This is a genomic window from Variovorax sp. H27-G14 (assembly GCF_046156345.1).
In the GTDB taxonomy this organism is placed as follows: Bacteria; Pseudomonadota; Gammaproteobacteria; order Burkholderiales; family Burkholderiaceae_C; genus Variovorax.
The window spans coordinates 754,212-770,696 of the sequence record NZ_JAYLVN010000001.1; the positions used below are offsets into that span (position 1 = coordinate 754,212).

The 16,485-nt window shown below is 60.8% G+C and carries 11 protein-coding genes and 3 pseudogenes; 7 read left to right on the plus strand and 7 right to left on the minus strand.

Going from position 1 to position 16,485, the window contains the following annotated elements:
• Positions 1–2: 2 nt before the first annotated feature.
• The 3 genes from VLK31_RS03535 to VLK31_RS03545 form a co-directional block, all read right to left on the minus strand.
• Positions 3–857: an OmpA family protein gene (locus VLK31_RS03535; RefSeq protein ID WP_409166983.1), complete on the minus strand. Its 855-nt coding sequence runs from the start codon at positions 855–857 to the stop codon at positions 3–5.
• 32 nt (positions 858–889) lie between these two features.
• The gene (locus VLK31_RS03540; RefSeq protein WP_409166984.1) at positions 890–2,395 is read right to left on the minus strand and encodes a YadA-like family protein; all 1,506 of its coding nucleotides are present in this window, start codon (positions 2,393–2,395) and stop codon (positions 890–892) included.
• A gap of 331 nt (positions 2,396–2,726) precedes the next feature.
• On the minus strand, positions 2,727–4,529 hold the full coding sequence (locus VLK31_RS03545; protein ID WP_409166985.1) for a hypothetical protein: 1,803 nt from the start codon (positions 4,527–4,529) through the stop codon (positions 2,727–2,729).
• A gap of 274 nt (positions 4,530–4,803) precedes the next feature.
• Between VLK31_RS03545 and VLK31_RS03550 the strand changes: the two genes are divergently transcribed.
• From VLK31_RS03550 to VLK31_RS03565, 4 genes are read left to right on the plus strand one after another with little or no spacing between them, the layout of a single operon-like run.
• On the plus strand, positions 4,804–5,973 hold the full coding sequence (locus VLK31_RS03550; RefSeq protein WP_409166986.1) for a class I SAM-dependent methyltransferase: 1,170 nt from the start codon (positions 4,804–4,806) through the stop codon (positions 5,971–5,973).
• A gap of 34 nt (positions 5,974–6,007) precedes the next feature.
• On the plus strand, positions 6,008–8,254 hold the full coding sequence (locus VLK31_RS03555) for a rhamnan synthesis F family protein (RefSeq protein ID WP_409166987.1): 2,247 nt from the start codon (positions 6,008–6,010) through the stop codon (positions 8,252–8,254).
• Complete coding sequence (locus tag VLK31_RS03560; protein WP_409166988.1) at positions 8,247–9,116, plus strand: glycosyltransferase family 2 protein; 870 nt, start codon at positions 8,247–8,249, stop codon at positions 9,114–9,116. The genes VLK31_RS03555 and VLK31_RS03560 overlap by 8 nt, the downstream gene beginning before the upstream one ends.
• Before the next feature lie 18 nt (positions 9,117–9,134).
• Positions 9,135–9,782 carry a CatB-related O-acetyltransferase gene (locus VLK31_RS03565; protein ID WP_409166989.1) on the plus strand — a complete coding sequence of 216 codons (648 nt, stop codon included), beginning with the start codon at positions 9,135–9,137 and terminating at the stop codon, positions 9,780–9,782.
• Between the two features lie 433 nt (positions 9,783–10,215).
• Here the strand turns inward: VLK31_RS03565 and VLK31_RS03570 are convergent.
• Positions 10,216–10,470: pseudogene (locus VLK31_RS03570) on the minus strand (IS3 family transposase); the annotation flags it as partial.
• Between VLK31_RS03570 and VLK31_RS03575 the strand changes: the two are divergent.
• Positions 10,460–11,266: pseudogene (locus VLK31_RS03575) on the plus strand (IS3 family transposase); the annotation flags it as partial. The pseudogenes VLK31_RS03570 and VLK31_RS03575 overlap by 11 nt on opposite strands.
• 197 nt (positions 11,267–11,463) lie before the next feature.
• Here the strand turns inward: VLK31_RS03575 and VLK31_RS03580 are convergent.
• Positions 11,464–12,572, minus strand: a pseudogene (locus VLK31_RS03580) (IS3 family transposase).
• A 226-nt stretch (positions 12,573–12,798) separates the two neighbouring features.
• Here VLK31_RS03580 and mscL point away from each other — a divergent pair.
• Positions 12,799–13,233, plus strand: a complete 435-nt coding sequence (gene mscL, locus VLK31_RS03585) for a large conductance mechanosensitive channel protein MscL (RefSeq protein WP_409166990.1) — start codon at positions 12,799–12,801, stop codon at positions 13,231–13,233.
• Positions 13,234–13,275: 42 nt separating this feature from the next.
• On the opposite strand, the gene pdxA is transcribed toward mscL, so the two are convergent.
• A complete protein-coding gene (pdxA, locus tag VLK31_RS03590; protein WP_409167356.1) occupies positions 13,276–14,316 on the minus strand; it encodes a 4-hydroxythreonine-4-phosphate dehydrogenase PdxA in 1,041 nt (346 codons plus the stop codon).
• A gap of 14 nt (positions 14,317–14,330) precedes the next feature.
• Complete coding sequence (locus VLK31_RS03595) at positions 14,331–15,104, minus strand: Nif3-like dinuclear metal center hexameric protein (RefSeq protein WP_409166991.1); 774 nt, start codon at positions 15,102–15,104, stop codon at positions 14,331–14,333.
• A 209-nt stretch (positions 15,105–15,313) separates the two neighbouring features.
• On the opposite strand from VLK31_RS03595, the gene VLK31_RS03600 reads away from it, so the two are divergent.
• Positions 15,314–16,483 (plus strand): trypsin-like peptidase domain-containing protein, encoded by a 1,170-nt coding sequence (locus VLK31_RS03600; RefSeq protein WP_409166992.1) that lies wholly within the window; start codon positions 15,314–15,316, stop codon positions 16,481–16,483.
• The last annotated feature ends 2 nt before the right edge of the window (positions 16,484–16,485 follow it).

The following is a 16,485-nucleotide window of genomic DNA, read 5'->3' on the forward strand; positions in this document are numbered from 1 at the left end:
TGCTACTTTGCCTCGGCGCCTTGTACCGATACGGCAACGCGACGATTGGGCGCCAAGCACTTGATGAGTACAGCGCGTTCCGTTTGGCGGCACTGCACCACCGCCGCGCTTTCACCACGGCCTGAGGCAAAGATGCGATCGCTCGGCAAACCTGTCGACATCAAATAAGCGCGAACTGTGCTGGCGCGTGCTATGGACAGTTGCTGGTTGTAGGCTGCCGAGCCCAGGCGGTCCGTGTGACCGACCAGGTTCACGCGCTCGATTCTGGCGCGTGCCAGCGAGGCGGCCAGCCCGTCCAATTGCCTCTTGCCATCCGGTAGCAAATCCGCGACACCGGAACGGTCGAATGCAAACAGCGCGTCGGTCGCCAGCTGAATTTGCCGGGGGACGGGCTTCTCGGCCATCACTGCCGCGGTTGCGACCGGCGGCGCCGCGGCAACTTTGACGTTCAACATATCCGCACAGGCGCCGGGCTTCCAGTAGAAGCTCTGCGCCCTTAACGACGTGTCATAGATCACCTTGTACTGGCACACCATGACGGCACCGCTTGATCGGAAGTTCAGCACGTAGTCCCACTCACGTGCGCCGATCCCTTCGTTGAAATGTGGCGCACCGAGCAAGTCGTACAGCTGGGGCTTCGTCAGACCGGGCCCGACATCGCGCAGGTTGTCCAAATTGGGAAACGTGCCTTCGGGACGCCAACTGTTGTCCTCGATGGACGGGAAGACCACTTGGGTGGCGCTCTTCCCGTCGTCGGCAAGTCCGTTGCTCACATAGGTCGAGCAGCCTTGCAACGCCAGCAGTGCCGCTGCGCAGACTGCAAGGGCCGGAATACGGCGATGAATGATGTTGGTCATGTGTCGGGTTTTATTTTGCAGGGAGCTTGCTGTTACCACTGGAATCCGGCGCCGGCGGCAACGCCGACCTGGCCCCGAGAACCGGCCGAACCTCCGAGCTTGACAACCCATTTACCGTTGTCCGTCAGGCGAGACACGCCAATGGAGATTGCAGTCTGGCCGTCGTAGTAGCCCACGCCAGCAGCAACTAGGCTCCTGCCGGGAGTAAAGGCCTGTGGCATGCTGGCCATCGCCATGCTTGCTGCGGTGCCCGCCGCTGCATCTTTCGCAATACCTTGCATGTCGCCGCGCAACTGGTTCACGCGCTGGTCGGTGTAGTTATACGCATTGGCCGCGCTGGCGTTCAACTGGTTCACATTGGTCGCGTCCGTGCCCGCCGTGCCTGGTGCCACGTTGGTGATCTGGCGCTCTCCACCAGCCGTGCCCACAGACACCACATTGGCGCGGCCATCGTCACGAGAGTTGTTGCCGAGCGCGACGGAATTGGTGCCTGTGCTCACCGCACCACTTCCTACCGTCGTCGAGTTCAGGCCCAACGCCTTCGGCGCCACGTAGGTGGTCGGGTTGCCAGTCACCCACTTGTTGCTGGCGCCGTTGAGCTGGTTGACATTTACCGCGTCGCTGCCGTTCGTGCCTTCGGCCACGTTGCTGATAGTGGTCGGGCCATTGCCACCCGGGTTCAGCGTGATGCTGCTGTAGTTGACAGTGTTGTCTGCGTTGGTGCTGTACAGCACAGCGCCCTCGGGATTGGTGCCCGGTATGCCTTGCGGCCCCGTCGGACCCGTCGGCCCTGTGGCCCCATTGTTCCCGTTGGAGCCCGAAGGGCCTTGCGGACCCGTAGGGCCGACTGGCCCCGCAGGGCCGGGTCCACCCGGACCAACGTTGAGGCCATCGATGCGTGAATTGATGCCCACGGCCACCGAATACAGCTGGCTGCCGTTGATGGCATCGGTGCTTACCGCGCTGATCGCACCGGGCGCCACATTCACGATCTGGCGCTCGAAACCTGCGCGGCCCACGCTCACGACGCCGCTGGCCGTACCTGCAAAGCCGCCGTAGCTGAATGGACCGATTACAGCAACGTTTCGCTGAATGGCCGCTTTGTCCAGCGAGCCATTGCCCAAAGCCAGGTTGCCAGTATCGGCCCCGGTGATGCCGATATCCTCCGCCCCGGCCGTGTTGACGGTGTTGGCTTTTGCGCCAGCACCCAATGCCACGCTACCCGTCAACGAGGCGGCGGCGCCGTTGCCAACGGCTACCGACGAAATGCCGTTGGCAACCGCGTTAGGCCCAACGGCAATGCTCTCCGCGCCGGTCGCCCCAGAAGTGGCCAGCATCTGATTGCCGACTGCCACGGAGTTGCTGTTGAAGTATTGCTGCGCGGAGGCGTTTCCCGCGCAAACCAGAGCGGCGGCCGAGATGATCGCCAGGGCGAACACGCCGGCGGCGCTTTTCTCGTCCTTGGCGGTGTCGGTTTCGGAGGCTGCCACGCAAGCGCCCCGCGAGTCGTTCCAGAGAAAGCGATATGACTTGTTCATGACGTGAATGACCCACTTGAGTTGCAAAAAAAGGGCATTCCCACACGAAATTGACAATGCCCAGGCAAAAGTACCGATGGAAGAGAAGGCGGCGCGTCAACACACAAATTGTCGCGCGCTGGCAACGGGTGCAGGGTATCGCCAGAGGTGGTGCTGACCACCGCCTGACGTTGAAATCGCGCGGGCTCCCGGCGAAGCCACTGCGGTGGTTCGAAGATCGACGCACTTGCATCGCCCCGAACAGGCCTGACGAAAATCAGAAAAAAAAAGGGGCCGAAGCCCCTTTTTTCTTTCTTAGCCTCGCCTTTCGGCGAGTTTCCGATGACTCGAATTAACGGCCCAGGCCGTTGATCGCGTCTTGCGATGCTGGCTGTGCATCCACGGTCGGTGCGCGGCCGTTGTTCGGCGACGCAGCGGCTTCGAAGTCCACGCCTTGAGCATCAGACACGTTCAGCACCGTGTTGTTCAGTGCAATGTAGCTCTGAACACGCAGGGTCGTGCCAGTGGTGGAAACGATGCGGACGCGATCGCCCACACCGGCCACACCACCACCCACCACTGCTGCACCACCGGTCGCTGCGTACCCGGTCGCATTCGCGCCGAACGGGTTGCTGGTTGCGGCTGCGGTCTTCATCAGCGCTTCAAGTGCCTGGTTGCTGTAGTTAGCAACAGCGCGCGGTGCCAGATCTGGCAGGCGGCCGAAGGCGCCGTAGGTGCCGTCTGCGTAGATCATCTGGGCGTACAGGTCGGCCGTTGCCGTTTCGCTGTTGTTGATGATACGAACAGAGCTGGCCGGGCCGGTCGTGCCGAACTTGGCGAAGCTGGCGTAGTTACGCACGTCGATGCGAATGCCACCACCGACCACATAGGTCGCTGGGCAAGAGTTGTTTTGCTCTTGGAAGCGCGTGGTTGCCGTGGCAGCCAAACCGTCAGGTGCCTTCTCAAGCACTTGCACAGCAGCGAACGAAGCGGTCGGGATCACCGAGGTGCCGTCCACGCCGTAGCAAACGAACAGAGGCGTACCTGCAGCGAATGCCGTCGTGTAGGTTGCGTTGGCAACGCCTGCAGCCGAAGGGACAGCACCAGTAGCGTAGCCGCCGTCAGCGCAAGCAGCATTGCTCAGCCACAGCCTGCCGGTCGCAGCAAAGGAGCCGGTTGCCGAGACGAGGAAGTCCTTCAGTTCGACAGGGCCCGCGTTGGTATTGGCTGTAGCCGTAACAACAGCAGGCACCGAACCGTAAACGTTAGCCAGGTTGGCGTCGTAGCCGCTGGCGCCGGCCGTGTAGGCAACCTGACCCAGCGTGACCGTCTTGCCCGTAGCCGTCACGTTTGGCGTGGCGGCAGCGCTGATGTACTTGAACAGTTTGCCCAACGCCGAGTAATCCTGCACAGCCACCGGCACCGAAGGAGTGCCCGTGACCTTCAGGTTGGTCGGGAAGTTGGCAACCGGGCCTGCATTCTGCGCGCCTGGGAACAGGTGTTCCGAAGCTGGGTTGTCGTTCAGTGGCGACGTAGCGGTGTACGTCGGATCGCTGATGTTGGGGTACTGAACCACAGCGCCGTTCATGCTCTTGATAGCCACGTCGCAGTCGACGACTGCGCCAGCGACCGTGAACAGGCCGCTAAGCTTGATCAGGTCAGCAACGTTGGGCTGAACAGCCGCGGCCGTTGGTGCGGCGCCTGCAGCAGCCCAGGTGCCTGCTGCATTGAAGACCACGCGAGCGTTGTTCTCACCGGGGCCGTTCGGCACGCGGAACGTAGCCTTGATGGTCGATGGGTCGATCAGGACGGCGCTAGCGGTCGAAATCACCAGACCTGCGTTGTTGACGAGCGCGACGTTACCGTTGCCTGCGCCAGCTGCGGTCAGCGGGAAACCAGCACCAGCCGGTGGGTTCCAGGTGCCGCCATTCGTCAGCTTGAGCTGGATCTGGAAAAACGTGTCTTGGGTCGGGTTGCGAACCGGGCCGGAGAACGTGTAGCTCACTTGAGGAGCGACGATCTGCTGCGCGTCCGTAACGATCACTTCACGAGCGATGGTCGTGGAGTTGGTCTGGAACTGACCGGCTTGGACTGCGCCACCGACAAGCACTGCTGCCAGAGCGGCTACCGCTACTGCGACTTTGGTTGGTTTCATTAGATAACCTTGAACATAAAAAGTTAGTTGGAACCAGCATGCTTATGGTTACAGAGTTTCCATTTGCTAGCCAGAATCTCCCAGCAGGTACGGAACTTTCCCGTTCCCGCTTGGCGAGTCGATTATAGGCAAGCGTTTTGACATGCAGCACCAGCCGTTACACGTTTTTCAGAGCACGCAGATTGACTGTCTCCCAAACACCACATCGACTCTCCTCAGGGGAACACCTGTGACTAGGTAGAATTGGTGCTTTTTTATCGAACAGGCTACGTCGATGGCAATGCTTAACAACGCGGCACTGATGAGCCCTGCGCGCCTGGTATGGCCGGGCTCATGGGTCGGTCATATCCCCTTCGCGTCGTGGGTCGTCGGCGCTCTGCGGCCACGCATTCTGGTGGAGCTTGGCACGCACACGGGCAACTCCTACAACGGCCTCTGTCAGGCGGCCTTGGAACAAGCTGTCGACACGCGTGCGTTTGCCGTCGATACATGGGAGGGCGACAAGCATGCTGGTGCCTACGACGACAGCATTTTTTCGAAACTAAAGGCTTATCACGAGCCTTTATATGGTCAATTTTCGACAATGCTCCGAATGACGTTCGATGAGGCATTGAACCGGTTTGAAGATGGCACCGTTGATTTGCTGCATATAGACGGGTTGCATACTTATGAAGCGGTGCGACACGATTTCGAATCATGGCTGCCAAAGTTGTCAGGTCGGGGGGTGGTTCTATTTCACGATACCGAGGTCTACCGCGAAGATTTTGGCGTGCACCGGCTTTGGTCTGAGCTTTCTTTGCAATACCCGAGTTTCAATTTCAAGCATTCCAATGGATTGGGTGTCTTGCTGGTGGGAAGTGAAGTGCCGCGTGAGATCGCCGCGCTTGCCGAGCGCGCAGAACCGGGCCATGAGTGGCGCTTCGCATGCAAACTGTTTCGTACGTTGGGCGAGCGTTTGGAGCGGCAATCCCAAATGAACGAGCTTCAGCTCCAGATCGACGGGCGCGACACCGAGCTTGCGTCGGCTCGGGAAGTGGTCGCCCACCTTGACGGCGACATTCGAGAACTGCGCTCAGAAATTTCGCGTCGCGATGACCGCATCGAGGAGCTCGATGCATTCCAGCAACGGATGGCAGCCGACAGGCTGGCTGAAACAACCGATTTGCGTGTTGCGATCAGCCAGGCAGGTGCGCATATTGAAAGTCGTGAGCTTGCTTTCCAAAATGTTGAGACGGCCTTGCGTGAACAGGCGGCTGCCTTGCGACAGCGCGAACTGCAGCTCACGGCGCAGCTGGATGAGCTAGGCCGCACAAATCAGCAACGACTTTCAGAGAGTGCAGGTTTGAGAGCGCAGCTGGAGGCCATTATGGCGAGCACATCCTGGCGCGTGACCGCGCCGCTGCGCGCCCTCGGCGCCATGATCAAGCGGGACCGTCCTCGTTGATACGCGCCGCACCTTTCACCCGACAGATCGATTTATGAGCACGGACGACTTGAGGCGCGCAACGCACACAGAACTGGAGCCAGTTGACGTGATCGATGCGCGCGATGCGTTGGTATCGCTGATCCTTGCAACGCGTGCCTCATCGCCTGTCATCCAGACCGCGCCGGTCATCCAGACTGTGACGATCGTCGATCCCGCGCTGCAGCACCAAGTCGATCAGTTGGCGCACGAACTCCGTCTTTTGCGCGCCAGTGCGTCATGGCGGATGACATCACCGATGCGCCGCGTGCTAGGGCGCATGCCGCGCTTGCGGGGCGCTCTGCGCCGTGCAGCCAAATTGTTGAATTGGATGCGGAAGGGGCAACTCGGCGCGCAGTGGAGTGCCCGCCGTCTGCAAATCGAACGGCCGCTCACCCAGGACAGGATCGAAGCTGCGCCGGCAGCGGCGCTAGCACCACCTCACCCCCATGAGGTTGCGCGCGACCTCCGTTTGGACGCCAGTCTGGCCATTCCCCTGACCTGGGCCGTGCCTGCGACGTCTGCGCAGCCTCGCATCGCTGCGATGGTGCATCTGTATTACGAAGAATTGGCACAGGAGTTTCGAAACTATCTTGAAGGCATTCCTGAAGGAGTCGATCTTTTCATTTCGACTTGCAGTGAGTTCAAGGCTCATCTGATTCGCACCTGTTTCGAAGGCTGGAACAAAGGGTCGGTCGAGGTCCGCGTGGTGCCCAATCGCGGGCGCGACGTGGCGCCGAAATTGCTGGCGTTCAAGGACGTCTATGAGCGGTATGAGTACGTATTGCACTTGCATGGCAAGCGGTCGCACCATGCGACGGTTTTAGCGCCTTGGCGGCAGTTCATGCTTGAAAGTCTGGTCGGCGACGGCAGCTCCGCGTGCAGCATCTTGGCTGTGATGGACGCGCAACCGCGCGTCGGACTCATCGCCGCGCAGCATTTCGAACCACTACGGCATTGGCTGAACTGGGGCGACAATTTTGACAAAAGCGAGGCGCTGGCGAGGCGGATGGGTTTCAGCATCAATGCGAGCGACCCGCTTGATTTTCCGTCGGGCTCCATGTTCTGGGCTAGGTCGAAGGCCCTTGCGCCGCTGCTCGCGCTGGATCTGAAGATCGAAGAATTCGACGTCGAGGGAGGGCAAAAAGACGCTACGTTGGCACATGCCATCGAACGGCTTGTTTTTCTCGCCTGCGAGCATGCTGGATACGACTGGCTGAAGGTCGCTCGGCCTGAGTTCTACGGCAGTACACCGCGCATCGAGAGCGCAGCCACCCCGCAGGCGCTGTCGTCATGGGTCGAGCGAAACTGTTTCAAGCTGCTCGATCCTCGGGGTGAACGGCCGCGCGGCGCGATGCCGACACCTCTCAGTAAACCGACACCAGACTTGGTGCGATCGATCCAGCGACGGGCTTTGGGACTTTTATCGACGGCCATGCCGCGGTTCAGCGCTGTGAGCGTTGGCATCGTCACTTACAACAATCCAGTCCCGGAGGTGCGTCGAGCCGTGGAAGCGGCGCAGAAGGCACTTGCAACGTTCGGCGAAAACGGAAGCGTTCTGGTTCTCGACAACGGCGCGTCGAGTGCAAGTGCTTTGCCCCACGACGGGACAGTGCAGTCCGTGCCGACGGCTGGAAACGTCGGGTTCGGCGCGGCGCACAACCGCCTGATGGCACTGGCGTTCGCTGGAGGTGCCACGCACTATGTTGCGGTGAACCCCGATGGGTTGCTTCATCACAAGGCGATCGTTGCGCTCATGCACATGATGAATGCGTGTGGTGATCGCGCGTTGGTGGAGGCGATTCAATTTCCACGGGAGCACCCGAAGCCGTACGATGCCTTCAGCTTCGACACGCCATGGGTCTCTGGCGGGTGTCTAGCTATTTCAAGGCAAGGGTTCGAGGTGCTGGGTGGTTTCGATGAGGGATTTTTCATGTATTGCGAGGATGTGGACCTCTCGTGGCGCGCAAAAGCTGCGGGATTTGTGCTCAAAACATGCCCAAGCGCGTTGTTCTTGCATTCGGTCACCAACCGCAAGACGAGTCGCGCAACACTTGCAATGATTCATGAATCCGGGCTCAGATTAGCGCGCAAATGGGATGCTCCGAACGCTTTTGACGCCTGGATTCTGGGCGAGATGCAGGCCCAGAATTTTGCAATTCCCTCCGACACGCCGGAACTCGTCCCTTCCGACTGGCGCAGTGTTGCGGATTTCGGGCACCATTTTGTTTTTGCGCCGCCACGCTGGACCTCTGATGATTGATTCCCAGATTGACTGCATCGTCCGCATTCACGATAGCAGCCGCATCCTCGAACTGGAGCGAGCCATTTTTTCCTTGGTTGGACAACACCATCGGCCACTGAGGATCATTCTGGCAACCCAACGCTTTTCGACCCACGATATGGCCAAGATCAGCGAGATCGTCGCCCCGATGCTCGAGGGACAGGATGCGCCAGAGTTGCATATCGTGAATTGGGAAGCGGCGACCCCACGCGATTCACGTACCGAGTTGCTGAATCTCGGTTTGAATGCTGCGACCGGGCGCTATGTCGCATTTCTCGACTATGACGATACCTTATTTCCAGAAGCTTATGCACTGTTGCTCGCGCGCTTGCGTGCAAGCGAAGCTGCCATTGCATTTGCCACTGTTCGAACAGTCAAAGCTGATGTCTACGATGATTTTGTGCGTGTATCGGATCACGTTGAAGCCCCGTTTTCAGGGAAGGGACTTCTGGATTTGTTCAAATCCAATTTCTGTCCGATTCATTCATACCTGATCGACCGAAAAAAAATACCTCCGGCCTTACTGCAATTCGATACCACGCTGGTTTGGGAGGAGGACTACGATTTGCTTCTTCGTATCTGCGCATATGCGCGTTCAGATTTTGAAGCTTTGCCGCATGTTATCGGCGATTATTTCTTCAAGACAGACAATAGCAATTCCATTTGGTCGGACAGCACGCTATCGGAGGGCAAACTTGCGACCTATGAAAAAGTGTCGGCCAATATTGAAGTCCGCCGCCGAACTACGTGCATCAGCGGCGAGGTTCAGAAGATTTTGTTTGACGCAACTCCCCGAAACCAACTTACGATCCGCGAATTCTTGGACGAATATTCGCAATAAGTTCCTACTCAACGCTGTATGTCTATTGATAGCGAAAATTATTTCGTGCGCCGCCTCGCAGCCAGAAAAATAGGAGAGCAAGAGACCAAAACCGCGTCTGCGCCGGTTGCTTTAACGGTGGGGCGGTTCACCTATGGCGCTGAGAATTTGATCCTCCGGCAATGGGGCGAAGCGGCGACTTTGACAATAGGCAGTTTTTGCTCTCTCGCTTCTGAGATCACAGTTTTTCTAGGCGGAAATCATCGGACCGACTGGATTACGACATTTCCATTCGGGCATATTTTCACCGCTGAATTTGACGGGCTAGGTATTCCTGGCCACCCCGCGACACGCGGTAACGTGTCCATCGGTCACGATGTCTGGATTGGGCATGGTTGCACCATCATGTCGGGCGTCATTATCGGCGACGGCGCCGTCGTTGCTGCAAATTCACACGTCGTCAAAAATGTAGCGTCATACGAAATTGTGGGTGGAAATCCCGCTCGGCATATTCAGTTTCGCTTTGATCCCAATGTTCGTGACATTTTGTCCAAGCTGCGCTGGTGGGATTGGTCTGCGGAGACAATCAAATCTAGAACATGGCAACTCTGCGAAGTCCCTGACTTAGATCGTCTTTCATGCTGGCTAGAGGAGCAGCAGATGTCAAGCAATGACGCACCTCAATGATGGAGGTGCTCTTTACTAGAACGAATAATCGCTCTCATTGTGACGCAGGTCGGCCTTGAGCATTATCTAGCACAGCTTTTCAAGCGTGTGTTGAATTCCACCGTCCTCTGACCCTGAACAGGGTGCAGATAAAAACCTGGGCTGGTTTATGCTGCAAGTCCTTACGCGTTTGCCAAGCTTGATGGCGCTGTTGCACAACCCGGATTCAGGCAGAGTTTCCCTTCACCCTAGGCGGAGCTATGCTACGCGTACAGTTTGATCTTGCCCCCGAAAAGACGTACCCCTTGCTGAGCGTTTCAATTCAAGCAAGGAGAACGTAAATGACGAAGACGAAGAGAGCGCGCTACACGCTGGAGTTCAAGCAAGAGGCGGCGCGGTTGGTCGAAGGGTGGCCAGAACTGTTAGGGGGGTGCGGATAAAAACATGGACCGGTTTATGCCGCAAGTCCAATGCTCACCCGGTACTCGATAAGGCTCAGTGAGCCAAGGGAGATCTTGATCCGCTTCTCGTTGTACCAGCGGATGTACGAGTCGACCGCTTCGATGAATTGCTCAATGGAGGCGTTCTTCCAGTCCCGAGGATAAAACATCTCGTTCTTCAGCCGACCGAAGAAGCCTTCACAAGCTGCGTTGTCAGGTGAACATGCCTTGCGAGACATCGAGCGGGTGAACTTCGCGTCGCTCATTCTTGCGCGTAGTTCGTACTTCTACCATCGGGCACGCGCGGCGGTGGGCGACAAGTACCTGGAGGTGCGGCAATCCATCACCGACATCTTTGAGTCGAACCACCGCTGCTATGGTTACCGCAGGCTGCAAGCTTCGCTCATCAGGCATGATGTCGCGATCTCCGAGAAGGTCGTGCAGCGGTTGATGAAGCAGGAAAGCTTGGTTGTTTCAAAGCCCAGAAAGCGCAGGTATGCGTCATATCTTGGCGAGATCAGTCCAGCGCCCGAGAACCTCATCAATCGCGACTTCCAGGCCGCAGTCCCCAACGAGAAATAGCTCACGGACATCACGGAGTTCCAGATCCCGGCTGGCAAGGTATACCTCTCGCCCATCATCGACTGCTTCGATGGAATGGTCGTCAGCTGGACCATTGGGACCAGTCAGGACGCCGAGTTGGTCAACACGATGCTGGATGCAGCCATCGAAACAGTGGCCGAAACTACTGACCGGCCCGTGGTTCACTCCGATCGGGGCGACCACTACCGCTGGCCAGGTTCGCTATCAAGAATGAGCGACGCGAAGTTCACCCGCTCGATGTCTCGCAAGGCATGTTCACCTGACAACGCAGCTTGTGAAGGCTTCTTCGGTCGGCTGAAGAACGAGATGTTTTATCCTCGGGACTGGAAGAACGCCTCCATTGAGCAATTCATCGAAGCGGTCGACTCGTACATCCGCTGGTACAACGAGAAGCGGATCAAGATCTCCCTTGGCTCACTGAGCCTTATCGAGTACCGAGTGAGCCTTGGACTTGCGGCATAAACCGGTCCATGTTTTTGTCCGCACCCCCCGCTGATCTCGATTGCACCGGCGCTAACAGGCTGTTCATCCGGTGGGATTCCTCTGTGACTCTGAAGCGTGGTAACTCCAGTTTCCCAGACCCATTCGGGTGAACAACCTATTGAGACATCACAGCTAGGCTTGACCTTGCCCCTGGAATCCGTACCCCATAGCTGAGCTCATGAATTGGCTTGCCTTGGTTGATTGGCATGCCAGTCCTGCTCGAACTGCATCGGGCTGACGTAGGCCAGCGTCGAGTGCAATCGAGCGCGGTTGTACCAGAGCAGCCATGCAATGGTTTCATCCTTCGCCTCACGCCTGGTCTTCAAGCGCTGGCCGTGCAGCCACTCCACCTTCAAGGAGCCGAACAGTGTCTCGCTGCAGGCGTTGTCCCGGGAGTTGCCCTTGCGGCTCATCGAACTGGTAATGCCGTATTCGGCGAGTGCCGCCCTGAAGTCATGACTGGCGTATTGACTGCCCCTGTCGCTATGGAAGATCAACCTTGCCTGCTTGGCAGGATGACGCTTGAACCACGCCATGCGCAGCGCGTCGATCACGATGTCTCGCGTCCTGTCCTCGCGCAGCGACCAGCCCACCACTTGACGGCTGAACAGGTCGATCACCACCGCCAGGAACAGCCAGCCCTCGTCTGTCGCGATGTAGGTGATGTCGCCCACCTAGACCTGGTCAGGCTCGCTCTCGGTGAACTCGCGGTTCAGCACGTTGGGCGAGATCGGCAGGTCGTGGCGACTGTCTGTGGTGACCTTGAAGCGGCGCTTGCCTCGGGCGCGGATGCCATGCAGCTGCATGAGCTTTTGAACTCGCTACTTGCGCACTCTGACTTCTCGGGCCAGCAACTCTTTCCAGATACGCGGCCAGCCGTAGCTGCCCCTCGTCTGGGCGTGGATGGCCTTGATGTGCACCAGCAAGGCATCGTCACTCAGGTGGCGCCGCTGGGCACCGCAGGCCCTGCGAGCCAAGTGCTCGTGGCACCCCGCCATGCTGATTCGCAGCACCCGGCATTGCGCCGAGATCGGCCACACCCGGCGGTGGCGTTGAACAAAGGCGTAGTTCACCGCTGCGCTTTCGCGAAGTACGCCGTCGCTTTTTCCAGGATGTCGCGCTCCATCTTTACCCGGGCCAGCTCGGCACGCAGCCGGCTGATCTCCATCTGCTCAGCGCTCACGGGCTTGCTGTCAGCGCCGGTGAGCTTGCCTTCGCGTTGCGCCTTGCCCCAGTTGAACAAGGTCTGTTCGACAACGCCCAATGTGCGCGCCGCCGCCGCGATGCTCTAGCCACCGTCGACCAGCCTCACCGCCTCCTGCTTGAATTCGAGCGTGTAGCGCGCCCTCGTCGTCTTCGTCGTTTCCGTTCTCCTTGCTTGAATTAAAACACTCAGCAAGGGGTACGTTTTGCAGGGGCAAGGTCAGCTTCAGCAAACCTGCCGTGCAGCTGCGAACCGGATGCATACTTGCCGCTCCTCCAACACAAGAGCTCAAGCAGCCGTCCGAATCATGAGCATCCTCAGTGAATTCAAGGAATTTGCCGTCAAGGGCAATGTGATCGACCTCGCGGTGGGCGTGATCATTGGTGCCGCGTTCGGCAAGATCGTCGACTCGCTCGTGGCCGACATCATCATGCCCATCGTGGGCCTGGTGTTCGGCCGGCTCGACTTCTCCAACCTCTATGTGGTGCTGGGCACGGCGCCACCCGGCGTGGCCAACACGCTGGCGGACCTGAAGAAGGCTGGCGTGCCGGTGCTGGCCTATGGCAACTTCATCACCATTGCGGTCAACTTCGTGATTCTGGCTTTCATCATCTTCATGATGGTCAAGCAGATCAACCGCCTCAAGCGCAAGGACGAGGCCGTGCCGGCCGCCGCCCCCGCCACGCCCGAAGACGTGGTGCTGCTGCGCGAGATTCGCGACAGCCTCAAGCAACGCGGCTGAGCGTTTCTTGTCGGCGCTGTTCAGGCGCCTTTCAAGCTGTCTTCAGGCGCCTTTCAGCGCCCTGGCCATGCGCAGCGCCTCCACCAAGCTGGCCGCATCGGCCACGCCCCGGCCCGCAATGTCGAACGCGGTGCCGTGGTCGGGGCTGGTGCGCACCAGCGGCAGCCCCAGCGTGACGTTCACGCCCTTGTCCACGCCCAGGTACTTGACCGGAATGAGCCCCTGGTCGTGGTACATGGCCACCACCACGTCGAACTCTCCGCTGGACGCCACGCCGTGCTTGGCGCGCGCGCGCATGAAGACGGTGTCGGGCGCGTAGGGGCCGCTGGCGTCGATGCCTTCGGCGCGCGCGGCCTCGATGGCCGGCGCAATGATGTCGCGCTCCTCGGAGCCGAAGAGCCCGCCCTCCCCCGCATGCGGGTTGAGCCCCGCCACGCCGATGCGCGGCACGCGGCCCAGCGCATGGGTCAGCGCGCGGTGAGTGATGCGCAGCGTCTGGAGCACGCCCTCGAAGTGCACGGCCTCGATGGCATGGCGCAGCGACATGTGGATGCTGACGAGCACGGTGCGCAGCTCGTCGTTGGCCAGCATCATGCGCACCGGCACGTCGGCCACGCTGCGCCCCAGGTGGGCGGCGGCCTCGGCCTGCAGCAGCTCGGTGTGGCCGGGGTACGGAAAGCCCGCGGCCGACAGCGCCTCCTTGTGCAGCGGCGCGGTCACGATGGCGGCAATTTCTCCGCGCAACGCGGCGCGCGCAGCCCACACCACGCAGTCGCCCGCCACGCGGCCGGCCTCGGCGCTGACCTGGCCTTGTTCGATGTGCGAGGGCGGCGCAATCACCTGCAGCACGGGGATGCAGCCCGGTGGCACGGTGGCGGCCTGGGCGACGGTGTCGATCTGCAGCACGGGCCAGGCCAGCCGGCCGGGGGCGGCCAAGGCCTGCGAGGCCTGCCGCATGGTGCCCACGTCGCCCGCAACGAAGGCGCCCCGCGTGGCGTCGGGTGCGTCGCGGAAGGCCTTGGCGATGATCTCGGGGCTGATGCCGGCGGGGTCGCCCAGGGTGATGGCAATGGCCTCATTCATGGCTGTCATGGTGCTCATGCCGGGTTGTCGATATCGATGAACTCATGCACCAACCCCAGCTGCGCCGCCACATGCGCGGCCACGGCCTGCGCGCCGTAGCGCTCGGTGGCGTGGTGCCCGCAGGCCAGGTAGGCCACGCCCATCTCGCGCGCGTAGTGGGCCTGCGGCTCGGAGATTTCGCCGGTGATGAAGGCGTCGGCGCCGGCCGCGATGGCGGCCTCGAAGTAGCCCTGCGCGCCGCCCGTGCACCACGCGATGTTCTTGAGGGGGCGCTGCGCGGTGTCGACGAGGGTGACCGGCCTTTTCAGCACGGCTTCGACGTGCGTGGCCAGTGCCTGCGCATCGGCAAAGGCTTCGCCATCGGCCCGCGTTCCCACAAAGCCCAACTCTTGTTCGCCGAAGCGCCCGCCCGCGCCCGCATGGGCCACGAGCCCCAGTTGCAGGCCCAGTTGCGCGTTGTTGCCCAGCTCGGGGTGCGCGTCCAGCGGCAGGTGGTAGGCGAACAGGTTGACGTCGGCGCCCAGCAGCAGGCCCAGGCGCTGCTTCATCCAGCCGGTGATGCAGCCGCTCTGGCCGCGCCAGAACAGGCCGTGGTGCACGAAGATGGCGTCGGCCTCGGCGTGGATGGCCGCCTCTATCAGCGCGCGGCTGGCCGTGACGCCCGAGACGATCTTGCGCACCGTGGTGCGCCCTTCGACCTGCAGGCCGTTGGGTCCGTAGTCCTTGAAGCGGGCGGGGGCCAGCAGCAGGTCGAATGCGTGCAGCAGTTCATGGCGGGTGGTGCTCATCGCGACATTGTCGCGCCGGCCCTGGCTGCGCCTTCACGCGCCGCGTGGGCCTCGGGCGCCAGGCCGTCTCGCATCGCAGGGCCGCCCACCGCGCGTAACAGCCCCATTTCGACCGCCCGGCGCGGTTTCCGGACTTTGCGCTTGAGGGACAATTGGCAACATTGCTGCGCCTCCTTGCAGCCTTCAAACGTCTTTTTCACCAATCTTTCATGAAACGCACCTGGCTGCTCTTTGCCCAAGCCGTGACCGTGTTGCTCGCGGCCTACTTCGTCGTTGCGACGCTCAAGCCCGAGTGGCTCAACAAGCGTGCGACATCGCTGGGCGGTGTGGTGTCGATCGTCGAGGCGCCCGCCGGTGCCCCCGCGCTGCCGTCGCCCGGCATGCCGGGCAGCCTGAGCGTGCCGGCCAAGAAGGCCTCGCCGGCGGTGGTGAGCATCAACACCAGCAAGGCCGCGCAGCGCCATCCGCGCAGCAACGATCCGTGGTTTCGCTTCTTCTTCGGCGACCAGGACGACCAGCCCCAGGTGGGCCTGGGCAGCGGCGTGATCGTGAGCCCCGACGGCTACATCCTCACCAACAACCACGTGGTGGAGGGCGCCGACGAGATCGAGGTGACGCTCAACGACAGCCGCCATGCGCGCGGCAAGGTGATCGGCACCGACCCCGACACCGACCTGGCGGTGCTGAAGATCGAGCTCGACAAGCTGCCGGTGATTGTTCTGGGCGACTCCGACGCGCTGCAGGTGGGCGACCAGGTGCTGGCCATCGGCAACCCCTTTGGCGTGGGCCAGACGGTGACCAGCGGCATTGTGTCGGCGCTGGGGCGCAACCAGCTGGGCATCAACAACTTCGAGAACTTCATCCAGACCGACGCGGCCATCAACCCGGGCAACTCGGGTGGCGCGCTGATCGACGTGAACGGCAACCTGCAGGGCATCAATACCGCGATCTATTCGCGCTCGGGCGGCAGCATGGGCATTGGCTTTGCCATTCCGGTGTCGATGGCCAAGATCGTGCTGGAAGGGATCGTGAAGGAGGGCCAGGTGCGCCGCGGCTGGATCGGCGTGGAGCCGAGCGACCTGTCGCCGGAGCTGGCCGAGACTTTTGGCGTGAAGGCTGACGCGGGCGTGATCATCACCGGCGTGCTGCAGAACGGCCCGGCCGCCAAGGCCGGCATTCGCCCGGGTGACGTGATCACCGCGGTGGGCGAGAAGAAGACCGACAACGTGCAGGCGCTGCTGACCGCGGTGGCCGGCCTGAAGCCGGGCAGCACCGCAAGGTTCGCGCTGCAGCGGGGCAGCGACAAGATGGAGTTGGATGTGATGCCGGGGCTGCGGCCTAAAAGCCCGGTGCGGCAGGCGCCAACCCAACCTGAATAGGT